This is a genomic window from Thermanaerothrix sp., from assembly GCF_056331585.1.
The window spans coordinates 1-13,339 of record NZ_JBWGPQ010000031.1; the positions used below are offsets into that span (position 1 = coordinate 1).

Sequence of the window (13,339 nt, forward strand, 5' to 3'; positions counted from 1 at the left end):
GCGTGAGGGTGGGGGTTGGTGGTTTTGGCGTTGGAGTCGGAGGCTCAGGCGTGACTGTGGGCTCAGGGGGATCCGTTGGCGGTGGGAGCGGGGTGGCGGTGGGTGGCAGGGGCGGGGTAGCCGTCTCGGTGGGGAGAGCAGGGATCTCGGTTGGTGCGAGGGTGGGCGTGGAAGCCAAGGTGGGGCTCGGGCTAGCAGTTAGGCTGGCGGTGGGCGTGGGGCTGGGCTGCCAGCCGCGTGGCAGGGGGATGGCCGTGCCCTCATCATTACCCGGATTGGGCTGGGTGGGTCCGGGAATGGCCTTGCCCATTGCAGGGGGTTCGAACTCGGTGCGGGTGGTAAAGCCGAAGGGACAGGGTTCCGGGCCGGGGCAGTGGTTACCTCCCGGCAGCCAACCGGAATGGTTGAGGATGGTGACCGTGGCGGTGTTGCGGTAGGCGGTATCTTCTAACCAGGGGACAGCCAGTTCGTAGTCAAAGCAGCGCGTTTCACCCGGCGCCAGTTGCTCGGCGGGCGTCAACTCCAAACGCGTGTTGACCAGGGACTGCCACTCCTGCTGCTTGGGCTTGCTCTCTACCTGGTCTACAATCCGCAGCCCTTCGGTGGTGCGCTCACCCCCGTTGGTTACGCAAATTTGCCCAAAGACGATGAAGGTATCCCCCGGCAGGCCGTTTGACCAGCGCGTTTTGGCGCTCTTGGTGCCACTAATGGTAGTGCCTGCCTGGGCCTGCGGGGTGAGCGAAGCAGTTGGAGTAGCGGTCAGGGTAGGGGTCTCAGTGAAGATCCATTGACCGGTGTTGATCTCGCCGGAGACGGTCAGCCCCTCGGCCCATAAGGTTTGACCGACCGGCATGAAGAGAGTCAACAGCCAGAGACTGAGCACGCCTAACACCAGGCTCCACAACGGTGGTTGGAAGGTCAGGCGTGGGCGAGGCAAACGGCGCAAACGAGTCAAAAGAGCCATTGCACCACCTGTTTAAGCCATAAGGTCGGCCAACCCATCTTGGGAATGACTAGCACCACCCGCCCCTGCACTTGCTCCGGGGTGACGGGATCATCGTAGACGTTGTTGTTATCACCCTGGGTGATGAAGGTGAGTTGGTTGTTTTCGCGCTGGATCTCGACCACGCGGTGCACCACCAAGCCACCGGGCAGGCGGAACTGGATGATATCCCCAATGCGGATGGCCTCGGGGGCGATCGGCTGGATAAGGACCACATCGCCGGCGATCAGAGTGGGTTTCATGCTGTAGCCACTGACAACGAAGGGGCGCACGCCGAAAAAGCCGGTGTTGAACCAGAAGGCGGTTAGCGCGATGATCAAAACCCACCACCAACTGCTGAGCGAGACCAGGCGAGAAGTCGGCGCTTCGGCGGGGGTGTCAGGCTCCGCTGCCGTGGGGAAGAAACCCTGTAAGTAGAAAAAGCCGATCAGCGGCACCAGGGTGCCGATAAACGCATGCACCAACCAGGTCAAGTTGGGTAAGACGGGGGAGAGCCACTCAAAGAGCAGGGGCAAGGCGCGGTAGAGAATGGCTGGGAGCGGCCCGCCCAGCCAGGCTAGCAGGGCGGCGACCAATCCCTCGGCCAGGCCGGGCACGAGGTGGGCACCCAGAAAGGCGATGATTTCCGGTGGGGTGTTCAGAGTAGCCCAGCGCCCTAATGGGATGAGAAGGAGGGTGGGAATGAGCGCCCCCAGGGCCACCGCCAGGAGCAGCGAGTGCTGTCCTAGGCGGCGAACAAAGGTAGCACGGGCGGCCTCCAGCCCGACCAGGCTAGCCGCCAGGTACCACAGGTTGCCCAAAACGGCCGGGAAGCGATGGGCGTAAGGGGAGTAACCCAGGCCAAAGATGAGACCCGCCAGCAAAAAAGCGGTGGTTTGGATGATTCCGAGCAAAAGGGCAAAGATGAACAGAAGACGGGTTGGGCGCGGCCAGGTGGCCCAGCCGCCCCAGGTGAGGAGGGCTGCCACCCCACCCAGGAGTAGCCAGGCCAGGGGCTGGACAAGGTAGAAATTGACCCCCGCCGCCAGGGTGGGGGCAAGGAGGTAGACGAGAAGATAAACCGCCGCGGCGCTGAGCGCCAGCGCCAGCCAGGCCGCGCGCTGGGTGTGCGGCGAACTTCGAAAGGTGAGCAAACGGTGACGAAAGAACTCGCGCATAAGCAGGAGGCCTCCGGGGAGTGGAATTGAAGGGGTAGGGCGAACGACAACACCTATCCCTCTCGTTACGGTGGTGTTAGTAACCGGGTGCGGCGGTAAGGCATTGCTCGAGGGTAGCATATTCGTTCCATTGGCGCAAGCAAACCAAAACCTGGAAGAAGTACTTCGTATTCTCTTTAGCGGGCTGCTCGATGTGGAACTGTAAGCTGGAAGCCTGTTCGCAAGAGTCATCCGGGCAGGGTTCCATTTGAGTACCTACCCCATCCCAATATTTGACCCAAATCTCACCGTCTTCGGTGCCATTTCCCGAAGCAAGATTGAAATTCTCGGCGATTACTTTATACCCAGCGATAACCACTGGCACCGAGCCTGTGTTGGCAAAGTGAACCTCGCAATTGCCCCAGTAGGAGGGATAACCGTTGGAAATGGTGAGATGAAGAATCCGAGGATCCTTGGTGTCAATCACACAAACGGTGCTGCCGACGTCCTTCTGTTGTGGCTTGGGGTAGGGGTATGGCCAACTTGGAGGAAATGGATCTAGTCCCTCATCGGTGCAGATACACGAGGTCCATTTTCCGTACACCTCGCCGGTATAAACGGTCCCCTCAACGGTGAGCACCTCGCTCCATAGAGCATAGGCTATGCCGGTACCGCCCAGCAGTAGGAGCAACAGAAACATAAGAAGCATCAGAGGCTTCGTTCTCATAGTACTCTCCTTTTGTCAAGAGTAATAGGTCTTATCGGGGGCACCAGAACGGTGCCCCCGACTACAACCTTGTTATTGTTACTGTTGAAGCACGGGCTCAATTCCTTCGGGGGGTGCGAAGCAGGTAGTGTCTCCTTGATTTACTGTGGCTGGTGCCTCGTTCCACTGCCGAGCCTCGATAGTGAAGGTAAAGGTGTATTCGCTGTTCTCATTGACTCCATCCTTATTCGTGAAATGGATGAGGATCGAGGCCCAGGCTTTTTCTTGGGCGTGGAGCTGATACCATTCAGGGTAGCAGGCGGAGGCTTTTACCCATGAGGGGGTACCCTCTCCAGCTTTCGGCCTAGAAATGTGCACCGGCACTGTGCCAAGGTTTGAAATATCAAACTTGACCAAGCAGTGATAGGAGGGGTAGGCACCTTTGACGGTCACCTTAATGGTTTCCTTACCGTCGCTTGTAAGGTCTGAGTCAATCGCCGTGGCATAACATTTTGCAGCCTCATCCTTACCTTTTGGTTCTAATTGGGGTGTACCGTTAACCTCGACCCACTCGGCTACCCAGGGCCCCGAAAAGCCCACATCTACCTCACCCGTGTTCACCGTGCCACTGATGGTGAGGGTCTCCGACCACAAACCGTAGGCCACACCCAGGCCAGCCAGCAGGACGATCAGCAGGATGGCCAGAAACGCCAGAGGCAGACGCTTAGTCATGGCTCATATCTCCTCTCTCTGTTTAGGATTTAGAGAAAGTAATTCTTAAGGTGCAGTGAGATCAAAGTGGCTTAAAATGACGTACCCCGTCCTGATCCTCCGCAGCGGTCTCTCACCTCCTTTCCGCGTCGGGCGGGACGGGCAGCATGCCTCTGGCATTCCCTCACGCTGGGGTCGCCCACCCCGGTCCGCCACCCGGGGCGAGCGGTTGCCTTCTGCTGGTGGGCGTGCTATAATGGAAATGCACAGCGGGCGCTACCCGTGTCCCTGTGTCCCCGCCCTTGCCCGGGCCGCCACCCGGAGCAAGGGTTTTTGTGTGCCTCAACTCGGCGGCTTGTTAAGGTGCAATGGGGTAAGCCGGCTTCTGCGGTGAGGGATGCGCACGCTCCCACTTCGTTTCAGGTCGGTGGCCCTTCTGCCGCCTCGTTTGTGTTCTACGGTGTTGAAACCAAAAAACCGGCCCTATCTGTGGCCGGTTTCGCCATTGGCTCCCTGCGGGATGTACCCCCCTTTTTTCTCTGGGCGGATTGGCGACCAGAACCCCACCCCGCAGTTCAACGCCGCCACGCAGATTTGTTGTACCCCATCTGATTTTATACTAGCGAGGACAAAACGACTTGTCAAGCGTTTGTGAAAAAATTCTAAGGATTTCTAAGAAGGTTTTAAGAATTTTTGAGCCATTTAAGGTTAGATTTATCAGATAATAGAGCGGTACGTCGCTGTTGGAAATCAACCGACGCAACGAAGGCCCCTTTGGATATGGGGCTTTGCGCCGTAGTTACACCCCGGGTGGGGGAAAGAGAGACGTTTTTTGGCCGTAAGGTCAGTGGCATTTGACCTCCCATACAAGGATGACTAAAATAATCCTATGCACCCCGCGGTAATCCCTCACGATCCCTGGCGGCTGATCCTGGCCGCGGATGTGCGCCACGGCGGGGTTTGTTATACCGATGATGCCATCTGGGCGTGGGACTTGGGCGGAGGGGAGCCGCCGGCATTGGCGCTGAGCACGCGCCTGGGGTTGCGAGTGCGCGAGTTGCGCTTCTTTCCGCGCTTTGTGCAGGGGCGGTGGGCGGTGACCGATCCGCGGCGCTTTTACCGCCCACTCCAGGTGGATGAAGCCCAGGCAGCGTATGCGGTGGTGCGCGGGGCGCCGTTTCCCGGCCTGGAGGTGCGGGCGGAGACTTGGGTGCCCGATTCGTTCCGCTTGCTGGGACGCTTGCACCTGCGCAACACCGGCTTGAACCCGCGCACGGTGCGGTTGGAGTGGGCGGCGGTGCTACGCCTGCTGGATAACGGGCGCACCTTTCACCCTCGCCGCCGCGAAGGACACCTTTGGTTGGAAGCCACCACCCAGGGTTGGGTGCTGGTAGTAGGACTGAGCACCCCCGCGGCGCAGGCGGTGGAAGCCCCATTCCACGCTTTGAGCGTGACGCTAACGCTAGGCCCCGGCCAGGGCGAAACCCTGACCTGGGCCTTGGGTCGTGCTCCACAAGAGGCCGAGGCCTACCAGCGCGCGTTGAAAGGCTTGCGCGAGCCCTGGGAGGCGCACGTGACCCGCCTGCGGGCGCAGCAGGCGGTGCAGGAGGTGCATATTGTCAGTGGTAACCCGACCTGGGATACTATTTTGGCGCAGTCCCAACGTACCATATGGCGTTTTTGCGTCCCGGCCAGCGCCCACTTGCCTCATCCCTCGTTTGTGCTCACGCGGCAGCCGGAAGAGGGTTTTTCGGCGCGCGGCGATGGGAGCGACTATTCCTACCGCTGGGCCGGGCAGACGGCCTTGGATGCCTGGTGGTTGAGTCAGGTGCTTTTGCCCGGCGGGGCGACCTGGGTGCGGGGGTGGTTGCAGAACTTCCTGGCGGTGCAAGATGCGAAAGGATTCGTAGATTGGCGACCGGGGTTGAGTGGACAACGTGGGCGTTACCTGGCCCAACCCTTGCTGGCAACCCTGGCCTGGCGGCTCTTCCCCTACTTTGAGGACGACAGCACCTGGTGGGCTGAGATCTATCCTCGCCTGATGGCGTTTTACCGCCTCTGGTTTGAGCCCGCGCACGATCGCGACCAGGATGGCTTCCCCGAATGGGATCATCCCTATCAATCCGGTCTGGAAAGCAGTCCGATCTTTCGCCGCCCGGGCGCTGCCGGCTTTGGCATGGGAAGCCCCTGGCTGGAAAGCCCGGCCCTGGCGGCTTGGCTCTACCGCGAGGGGCAGAGTCTGATGCGGATTGCGGCGCAGGTTCAGGATGAAACGGCGTTACCCTGGTTGCAGGCACGCCTGGCGGCATTGCGCCAGGAAGTTGAAGCCGCCTGGGATGGTGAAGCTGCCTTCTACCGCTACCGCGATGCTCAAACCCACCTCTGGCCGGCGGGTGAGGTGCTGTTGCAGTTTGCGCGGGATGGGGAATTCCATCTGGAACGGGTATTGGTGTCGCCGTGCCGCCTGATGCTGGTGGTGGAAAGGGGGGAAAGCGGGACGTTGCCCCTGAGGTTAATCTTGCGCGGCGCGGGGCCGGGCGGGGAGCTGGAGGTGGTCATCCCGGCGCGCCAGATGATGTGGCGCGGTGATCACGGGGTGGCGGTGACCACCGAGCTGTTCACGCGCTTGGATGAGGTCATCGTCCGAGGTCTGCCCACCGGTATGCGTGGGCAGATCATGAGCGGGGAGTACCGTTTCGAGGATCTCAGCCTGTTTTTGCCCCTGTGGGCCGGTATCCCATCGCCGCAGCGGGCGGCTCAGATGGTGGAACGCGCTCTTATACCGCGCTACTTGCGGCGTTTCGGCCTCAGCCTGGGGCCACATGGTGACGAGGATGGATATGGTCAAATCCTCGTTCCGCTTTGGAATACGTTCCTTGGGGAGGGCCTGCTACGCTACGGCTACCGTGACCTGGCTGCCGACTTGATTGGGCGTTTGCTGGAAGGCATCGCCGTGGCTTGGGCCCAAGGTGGGGATGTTTGGGCCGCTTATAATGCCGAAAGCGGCCGCGGCTTAGGAGAACCTCATGCGGCACACGGCTTAGCGCCGTTGGGGCTCTTCTTGCGCACCCTGGGCTTATTTGCAATCTCTCCATATCAGGTGATCCTCTCCCCTACCAACCCTTTTCGGCGCCCAATTACAGTACAATATCAGGGAATAACGGTACAATTTCTTCAGGATTATGCCTTGGTGACATTCCCGGGGCATGCAACGCTCAAGGTGGAAGGTCCTGGGCCGTATCAGGTGGTGGCTGATCGCTTATCCCATGTACGGAGGTTGCTATGAACTCCGAAGCCAATCCCTCTTTTTCTCCTCCGATCAACCGGTTGCTTCTGGCGGTGGTGCAGGCGCAGGATGCCGATGGCGCGGCGAGCGCTCTGGAGCGGCGCGGCTTTACCGTGACCCGTTTGCCCAGTCAGGGCGGGTTTTTGGGTCGCCGTAATGCTACCCTGCTGGTCGGGTTGCCTGAAATCCGTGAGGAGCAGGCGCTGCAAGATTTACGCGAGACCTGCCGTCAACGCGTGGAATACATCGCTGTGCCGCTGGAAAGCGCCCCGCTAGCCCTGCCTGTACCCACGCCGGTCACAGTGGGTGGGGCGACCGTGTTCAGCCTGGTGGTGGAGCACTTTGAGGAGGTCTGAGCCATGATGAAGATGATCATTGCCATCGTGCGGGATGTGGATAACGACCCTGTCTCACGTGCGCTGACCACGGCGGGCTTCGGGGTAACGTGTATTGCCTCGACCGGGGGGTTTCTGCGCCGCGGTAAATCCACGTTGCTGGTTGGGGTGGAGGCGGAGCGGGTGGAGGCGGCCTTGGAGGTAATCCGCAAGGCATTGACTCCTCCCACTGAACCTGGCGAACAGCGTGCGGTGATTTTCGTCCTCCCGATTGAGCGGTTTGAGCATTTTTAGTCCTTTTTACGCAACCTCGGCGTTTTTTGTGCGTAGATACCTGTGAAACGTCCTGCTTTGGGGCATGGAGATCACAAGTGGAAAGGAGTGGTGCATTTATGAATGAGGTACCGCAATATGCTTCTCCCCGGCCAACGTTAGAAAAGCCGGGCATGGTGACGGCGCTCGGGGTGTTGACGCTAGTGAGTGGCATCATCAACATCTTAACTGGGGTGGGGCTGACGGGCGTTTTGGTACTGGGCACGTTGGGGCTGGGGTTGTTGTGTGCACCGGTGACGGTACTCCCGGCGATTCTGGGGGTGTTTGAGGTGCTATATGCGATCAAACTGCTGGCGAACCCACCGGTGCCGGTACAGTTCTCGCAGACGATTGCTATTCTGGAGATTTGCTGCATTCTCTTTGGTAATGTGATTGCGCTGGTCGTGGGTATTCTGGCACTGGTGTTCTACAGCGATGCCCAAGTGCGGGGCTATTTTGAGACCATTAATGCCCCCACGACTCCCGTGGCATGAACGTTGCAGTCGTAAGGAAATTGCAAAGGGCTGAGGCTTGCACATCAGCCCGATTGCTGCTATGATGAAAATATCTTTGGATCATGAGGAGGCAGTTATGGATTTTGGACGCGCTTTTGGATTTGTCTTTCAAGATAAGAATTGGTTGCGCAAAATCATTATTCCCGCTCTGGTGGGTCTGATCCCCATTATTGGGCAGTTTATCGTCTTGGGGTGGGGGTTGAGTGTCACCCGCCGTGTGATGACGCACGATCCGGAGCCGCTGCCGGATTTGGATTTTGGCGGTGATTTGGCGCGGGGCTTTCAGGCTTTTGTGATTGGTCTAGTGTATGCTCTACCCATTGTGTTGCTCTCGATGTTTGTGGGAATTTTTGGCTCGCTACTGGGGATGGACAGTTCCAATGTTTCGGATGCAGTGACTGCAGTTTATACGCTGATCTCGGTCTGTGTAGGGCTGTTCAGCGTGGTCTATGGCGTGATCCTGGCGGTGGTGCTGCCGGCGGCCTATGCCAACTTCCTGGCCAAAGGCTCACTGGGGGCAGGGTTAAACTTCGGTGAGGTGTTCCGCCTGGTGCGCGCGGCGCCGGGAGCGTATCTGCTCGTGTTGGTGGGTTCGTTTGTTGTGGGCTTGATTGCGCCGCTGGGCGTAATCCTGTGTTTTGTGGGTGTGCTGCTTACCTATGTCTATGGCATGGCCGTCATGGGTCATCTTTACGGTCAGGCCTATAACCAGGCCCTCGAGAATCTTGGGATGATTACCGCAGCCTAGTTTCCATTTCTTGTGGAGCCTTGCCGCCTGCGTTGGATTCGATTGCAGGCGGCTTTTTTATGGGGTGGGTGATACGCGCGGGCATGGATAGAGCAGTTGAACGCGATACAGTATAGATAGGTGTGCTTTCCGCACGGGTCTGCTTTGGGAATAAGGGACGCAGGGTTAGGCTATCCGTAGAATGCCTTGCGTAGTTCGGTAAGGCGCAATTTTTTCATGGGCATAATCGCCTGAGTTAACCTTGCGATTTGCTCTGGGGTTCCGCTGTGGAGCATTTTGTCCATTTCTGCCGGGACGATTTGCCAGGAAAGGCCGTAGGGGTCTTTGAGCCAACCGCACTGCTCGGCTTCAGGCTCGGCGGAGAGTTTTTCCCAGTATGCATCAATCTCATCCTGATCCCGGCAATATACCATCAATGAGACGGCTTCGTTAAATGCAAATTCATGCGGATGGGCACTATCGGCCGCGGAGAACCACTCTCCTTCGAGCATAAAATCGGCGAACATGATCATGCTTGCCATCTTCGGTTGCCCCTCGTCGTAACGAAAGACATTCCCAAGGCGGGTGTTCTTGAATACGGAAAGGTAGAAATGGATGGCTTCTTCGGCTTTTCCGCATACCTCACCAACGAAAAGTAGATGGGGAGCGATGAAAGGGCGTTCCTCGCCGGCAGGATTGGACAACATCAATTGCCAGGAAAGGCCGTATCGGTCCGCAACCCAGCCGAAATGGTTGCTGAAAGGATATTGGTCGAGGGGCATGAGGATGGTTCCCCCCGCGGATAATTTTGTCCACAATGCGTCCAGGTTGATGCGTGCCTGCGGGTCGCGCGAGGGATCGAAGTTGAGGATGAACGATATCGCGGGGTTGAATTTGAAGAGCGGCCCGCCGCTAATGGCCATGAACGGCTGGCCGGCGAGGGTGAACGAAACGATGTCGGCATCTCCTGAGGGGGTATTTGGCAGGGTGGTGATGTTGGTGATCTGAGAGCCGTTTCCAAAGGCAGCGACATAAAACTCCGCCGCTTCTCTGGCTTCTTGATCGTACCAGAGATGGGGGATGATTTTGGGGCTTGAGGTCTTCATGATTGGGCTCCTTTTGGGTGGGTAAGACGGTGGGTTGAACCTATCCCGATTTTTGCACCTGCCCCTTTTCGTCCAGAGGGCTTTACCCAAAGTTGAGGGTGAGATGTCAACTATAGAATATACATTCTAAACTGTCAAGGTTGAAATTGTCCAAAATATGAGTGCGGAGTGCTATTAATGGTCTAATCTTATAAAATAGGTGTATTTACTCTTGATTTATTGGAGGCCTTGGATTAGACTTTTTGTGATTGAAATCACAATAAAGGTGGTCTAGGATGAAAACTTGGTGGCTGAGCCTCTATCATCGCGTAGATCCGCTCTTAACCGCGTGGATGGCGCGGCACGGCATCACGTTACTCCGCATCAGCCTGGGAGTGGTGTTCTTCTGGTTTGGGGTGTTGAAATTCTTTCCAGGCTTGAGCCCGGCGGAAAGCCTGGCTACGCGTACCATCACCACTCTCAGCCTGGGGTTGCTGTCAGCGGATGTGGCGCGCATCTTGTTGGCAACGTTAGAAACCCTGATCGGGTTGGGTCTAATGGTGGGGCTTTACCTGCGCGCTACACTGTTCCTGCTCTTCTTTCAAATGTTAGGTACCATTACCCCGATTTTTCTCTTCCCCACCGAGGTGTTTTACCGCTTTCCGTATGCGCCCACCCTAGAAGGTCAGTATATTTTCAAGAATATGGTGCTGATCAGTGCCGGGCTGGTCATCGGTGCCACGGTGCGCGGAGGACAACTGGTGGCGGAACCGCTGCCATCGGAGCGGCGCGAGGAATGAACTTAGGTGCCTGGGTCCCAGCATTTCGATGATGCGCTGGGCGGCATGGCGCGCCGAAACCAGCGCGGTGGGCATCCCGGTGCCGGGTTGCGTGCTGGCGCCACAAAAGAATAGGTTGGTGTAGGTCGGGTGGCGGTTGCGGGGGCGGCGAAGGTAACCTAATTGCATCAGGTTATGGCACAGCCCGTGCGTTGCCCTTATAACCAAGTTATTTCATAAGCCGCTCCCTGGCTCAGGATCGGATTGAATCAAGACTGCCAGCAGGTCTTCGTATGGGGTAAGCCGGGGAGGGAGATACCCCTGCTTGCATGCGGTGATCACCTCTTGTTGGCGGTGAAGAAAGTTCAAGCGGTTGGCAGGTGGACAGGTCGGTTGATCCGAGTAGTCACCCACCCAGCGAAAGTAGGCGTAGGCACAAAATGCATAGGGAATGCGATCATGGTCAACCAGCCAGCGGATAGTTAAGTAGGTCTGGCGGCTGGCGTGCCAAGTTATATCTGCAGCAAGCGCAGAAGATATCGTTAGGTCCAACATATGACGACCCCTTCTTAAGTCAGGCGCAGGGAAAGTTGGTCAACCGTCACAGGGTAGAGCAAACCTGATACGGTATCCCCCCAATCTCCCATGCTGATCATACCACGAAAGACACTTTTTTCTTGACAGATTGCCGTTTTTGCCTATAATAGGCTTTGATGATTAAGAGGACAATTATTGTGCGATTTGTGATGCTGCGAAAACGCCAGTGCGCGTGTCCTGGGCGGGGCTGCGGCTAAACGCTGCCCCGGCCTGAGTGTTGTGGTACCTGACTCAGACCTGAACAACCAGTCCGCCGGGCGGTGAACCGCAGTCCCGCTTCCTGAGAAAGAGAGCCTGCGGTTCACTGCCTTTTTAAGGCGGATTGGTTTTTTGTATTTATCTCTATATCCAATGGTTCAAGGAGGCCAAGATGAAAATTTATCGTGATGTGACCGAACTAATCGGCAATACGCCCCTGGTGCGTCTGAACCGGGTGACCGAAGGCTGTGTGGCCGAGGTGGTGGCAAAACTGGAGTTTTACAATCCGGCCCATAGCGTCAAGGATCGCATTGGGGTTTCGATGATTGACGCCGCCGAACGAGAGGGCAAAATTGGCCCCGGTTCGGTGATCGTGGAGCCGACCAGTGGCAATACTGGCATTGCGCTAGCCATGGTGTGCGCGGCACGGGGTTACCGTTGCATCCTGACCATGCCGGAGACCGCCAGCAAAGAACGTCGGATAGTGCTGCGCGCTTACGGCGCCGAGGTAATTCTGACCCCGGCTAGCGAGGGCATGGCAGGGGCGATCCGGAAAGCAGAGGAAATCGTCGCCAGCGACCCCTCACGCTATTTCATGCCGCAACAGTTCAAGAACCCGGCCAATCCGGAGATTCACCGTCGCACCACAGCCGAGGAAATCTGGCGCGATACCGATGGGCAGGTGGATATCCTGGTGGCTGGGGTGGGCACCGGTGGCACCATCACTGGCGTCGGTGAGGTGATCAAGGCGCGCAAACCTTCGTTCAAGGCAATTGCAGTCGAGCCGGATGCCTCGCCGGTGCTTTCGGGCGGTCAACGCGGTCCGCACCCCATCCAGGGCATCGGTGCGGGGTTCATCCCGGATGTCCTTAATACCAGCATCTATGATGAGGTCATCCGCGTTAAGGCCGAAGATGCGTTTCGCACCGCGCGCGAACTGGCGAGCAAAGAGGGCTTGTTGGTCGGTATTTCCTCCGGCGCGGCAACGTGGGCAGCGTTGCAGGTGGCACGGCGCCCTGAAAACGCGGGCAAGTTGATCGTGGTGATCATCCCCTCGTTCGGTGAGCGCTATCTCAGCACACAGTTGTTTGCCGACCTAGCCGAAGAGATGTTAGCAGCAAAGGCTGTGCAGTAAAGGCTGAAAAGTTTGAGCGACTATGTTAGGAAAGGTGTTTCAAACGTTGCGCGAAGATATTGAATCGGTGTTTGAGCGTGATCCAGCGGCACGCACATTTCTGGAAGTACTGCTGACCTACCCGGGTTTGCATGCCATCTGGCTACATCGGGCAGCCCATTGGCTCTGGCGACACCGTCTCAAGTTACTCGCCCGTTGGCTCTCCACCCTCAACCGTTTCCTAACCGGGATCGAGATCCATCCCGGAGCGAGGATCGGACGGCGCTTCTTCATTGATCACGGCATGGGGGTTGTGATCGGTGAAACCGCGGAAGTGGGTGATAACGTGACCATGTATCACGGGGTCACCCTGGGTGGCGTAAGCCTGGAAAAGGGCAAACGGCACCCTACGATTGAAGATGACGTGGTGATCGGTGCCGGAGCCAAGGTGCTGGGCAATATTGTGGTCGGGCGCGGCAGTCGTATTGGCGCCAACGCGGTGGTGGTCAAGTCGGTGCCACCGAATTCGGTGGTGGTTGGAGTGCCGGGGCAGGTGGTGGTGCGCAGTCAACCGCGCCCCACCGCCCCCGATCTACAGCACGACAAATTGCCGGATGCGATTGGGCAATCCCTGGCTTCGGTGCTGGTGCGCTTGGAGGCTCTGGAGAAACAGGTGCACACCCTGGCCGCCCAGCACGAAGCTCCGCCCACGAACGGCAAGAATGGGAACGGTCATCATCACGAACAGGCGCTAGAGCGTCCGCCGTTGGTGCATCCGCCTGAGGATGGCATCTGGCGCGGCGAAGATTTCTGCATCTAAGTTGTCCGCGGGATA

The 13,339-nt window shown here is 58.0% G+C and carries 13 protein-coding genes and 2 pseudogenes; 8 read left to right on the top strand and 7 right to left on the bottom strand.

What is annotated here, in order from left to right; genetic code table 11:
• The 4 genes and pseudogenes from AC01YT_RS10455 to AC01YT_RS10470 form a co-directional block, all read right to left on the bottom strand.
• Positions 1 to 964: pseudogene (locus tag AC01YT_RS10455) on the bottom strand (hypothetical protein); the annotation flags it as partial.
• Positions 952 to 2,160 (bottom strand): signal peptidase I, encoded by a 1,209-nt coding sequence (locus tag AC01YT_RS10460; RefSeq protein WP_476675212.1) that lies wholly within the window; start codon positions 2,158 to 2,160, stop codon positions 952 to 954. The gene AC01YT_RS10460 and the pseudogene AC01YT_RS10455, both read right to left, overlap by 13 nt.
• Positions 2,161 to 2,236: 76 nt before the next feature.
• Positions 2,237 to 2,866, bottom strand: coding sequence for a hypothetical protein (locus AC01YT_RS10465; RefSeq protein WP_476675214.1), 630 nt, complete (start codon positions 2,864 to 2,866; stop codon positions 2,237 to 2,239).
• A gap of 78 nt (positions 2,867 to 2,944) precedes the next feature.
• Complete coding sequence (locus AC01YT_RS10470; protein WP_424913052.1) at positions 2,945 to 3,577, bottom strand: hypothetical protein; 633 nt, start codon at positions 3,575 to 3,577, stop codon at positions 2,945 to 2,947.
• A gap of 868 nt (positions 3,578 to 4,445) precedes the next feature.
• Between AC01YT_RS10470 and AC01YT_RS10475 the strand changes: the two genes are divergently transcribed.
• The 5 genes from AC01YT_RS10475 to AC01YT_RS10495 all read left to right on the top strand — a co-directional run bounded on the left by AC01YT_RS10475 (position 4,446) and on the right by AC01YT_RS10495 (position 8,752).
• Entirely contained in the window at positions 4,446 to 6,842 is a 2,397-nt protein-coding gene (locus AC01YT_RS10475) for an MGH1-like glycoside hydrolase domain-containing protein (protein ID WP_476675216.1), read from the top strand.
• Positions 6,839 to 7,198: a cyclic-di-AMP receptor gene (locus AC01YT_RS10480; RefSeq protein WP_476675218.1), complete on the top strand. Its 360-nt coding sequence runs from the start codon at positions 6,839 to 6,841 to the stop codon at positions 7,196 to 7,198. Before AC01YT_RS10475 ends, AC01YT_RS10480 begins: the two co-directional genes overlap by 4 nt.
• Positions 7,199 to 7,201: 3 nt before the next feature.
• Complete coding sequence (locus AC01YT_RS10485; RefSeq protein ID WP_315625432.1) at positions 7,202 to 7,471, top strand: cyclic-di-AMP receptor; 270 nt, start codon at positions 7,202 to 7,204, stop codon at positions 7,469 to 7,471.
• A gap of 98 nt (positions 7,472 to 7,569) precedes the next feature.
• Positions 7,570 to 7,983 carry a hypothetical protein gene (locus AC01YT_RS10490; protein ID WP_424912924.1) on the top strand — a complete coding sequence of 138 codons (414 nt, stop codon included), beginning with the start codon at positions 7,570 to 7,572 and terminating at the stop codon, positions 7,981 to 7,983.
• Between the two features lie 97 nt (positions 7,984 to 8,080).
• Positions 8,081 to 8,752: a DUF4013 domain-containing protein gene (locus AC01YT_RS10495; protein ID WP_476675221.1), complete on the top strand. Its 672-nt coding sequence runs from the start codon at positions 8,081 to 8,083 to the stop codon at positions 8,750 to 8,752.
• 170 nt (positions 8,753 to 8,922) lie between these two features.
• Here the strand turns inward: AC01YT_RS10495 and AC01YT_RS10500 are convergent, their stop codons facing one another.
• Positions 8,923 to 9,837 (bottom strand): VOC family protein, encoded by a 915-nt coding sequence (locus AC01YT_RS10500; RefSeq protein ID WP_476675223.1) that lies wholly within the window; start codon positions 9,835 to 9,837, stop codon positions 8,923 to 8,925.
• Positions 9,838 to 10,112: 275 nt separating this feature from the next.
• On the opposite strand from AC01YT_RS10500, the gene AC01YT_RS10505 reads away from it, so the two are divergent.
• Positions 10,113 to 10,616 carry a DoxX family membrane protein gene (locus tag AC01YT_RS10505; RefSeq protein WP_476675225.1) on the top strand — a complete coding sequence of 168 codons (504 nt, stop codon included), beginning with the start codon at positions 10,113 to 10,115 and terminating at the stop codon, positions 10,614 to 10,616.
• Between the two features lie 84 nt (positions 10,617 to 10,700).
• Here AC01YT_RS10505 and AC01YT_RS10510 read toward each other — a convergent pair.
• Positions 10,701 to 10,784 (bottom strand): annotated as a pseudogene (locus AC01YT_RS10510) (hypothetical protein); the annotation flags it as partial.
• Between the two features lie 45 nt (positions 10,785 to 10,829).
• Positions 10,830 to 11,150: a hypothetical protein gene (locus AC01YT_RS10515; RefSeq protein WP_476675227.1), complete on the bottom strand. Its 321-nt coding sequence runs from the start codon at positions 11,148 to 11,150 to the stop codon at positions 10,830 to 10,832.
• A gap of 412 nt (positions 11,151 to 11,562) precedes the next feature.
• Between AC01YT_RS10515 and cysK the strand changes: the two genes are divergently transcribed.
• Both cysK and epsC read left to right on the top strand, forming a co-directional pair.
• Positions 11,563 to 12,525: a cysteine synthase A gene (gene cysK, locus AC01YT_RS10520; RefSeq protein ID WP_476675229.1), complete on the top strand. Its 963-nt coding sequence runs from the start codon at positions 11,563 to 11,565 to the stop codon at positions 12,523 to 12,525.
• A gap of 34 nt (positions 12,526 to 12,559) precedes the next feature.
• The gene (gene epsC / locus AC01YT_RS10525; RefSeq protein ID WP_476675265.1) at positions 12,560 to 13,324 is read left to right on the top strand and encodes a serine O-acetyltransferase EpsC; all 765 of its coding nucleotides are present in this window, start codon (positions 12,560 to 12,562) and stop codon (positions 13,322 to 13,324) included.
• Positions 13,325 to 13,339 lie beyond the last annotated feature (15 nt).

Coding starts and splice junctions, on each gene's coding strand:
- cysK (WP_476675229.1), top strand. CDS start 11,563: ATGAAAATTTATCGTGATGTGACCGAACTAATCGGCAATACGCCCCTG.
- AC01YT_RS10475 (WP_476675216.1), top strand. CDS start 4,446: ATGCACCCCGCGGTAATCCCTCACGATCCCTGGCGGCTGATCCTGGCC.
- AC01YT_RS10490 (WP_424912924.1), top strand. CDS start 7,570: ATGAATGAGGTACCGCAATATGCTTCTCCCCGGCCAACGTTAGAAAAG.
- AC01YT_RS10465 (WP_476675214.1), bottom strand. CDS start 2,866: ATGAGAACGAAGCCTCTGATGCTTCTTATGTTTCTGTTGCTCCTACTG.
- AC01YT_RS10500 (WP_476675223.1), bottom strand. CDS start 9,837: ATGAAGACCTCAAGCCCCAAAATCATCCCCCATCTCTGGTACGATCAA.
- AC01YT_RS10495 (WP_476675221.1), top strand. CDS start 8,081: ATGGATTTTGGACGCGCTTTTGGATTTGTCTTTCAAGATAAGAATTGG.
- AC01YT_RS10480 (WP_476675218.1), top strand. CDS start 6,839: ATGAACTCCGAAGCCAATCCCTCTTTTTCTCCTCCGATCAACCGGTTG.
- AC01YT_RS10485 (WP_315625432.1), top strand. CDS start 7,202: ATGATGAAGATGATCATTGCCATCGTGCGGGATGTGGATAACGACCCT.
- AC01YT_RS10505 (WP_476675225.1), top strand. CDS start 10,113: ATGAAAACTTGGTGGCTGAGCCTCTATCATCGCGTAGATCCGCTCTTA.
- AC01YT_RS10515 (WP_476675227.1), bottom strand. CDS start 11,150: ATGTTGGACCTAACGATATCTTCTGCGCTTGCTGCAGATATAACTTGG.
- AC01YT_RS10460 (WP_476675212.1), bottom strand. CDS start 2,160: ATGCGCGAGTTCTTTCGTCACCGTTTGCTCACCTTTCGAAGTTCGCCG.
- AC01YT_RS10470 (WP_424913052.1), bottom strand. CDS start 3,577: ATGACTAAGCGTCTGCCTCTGGCGTTTCTGGCCATCCTGCTGATCGTC.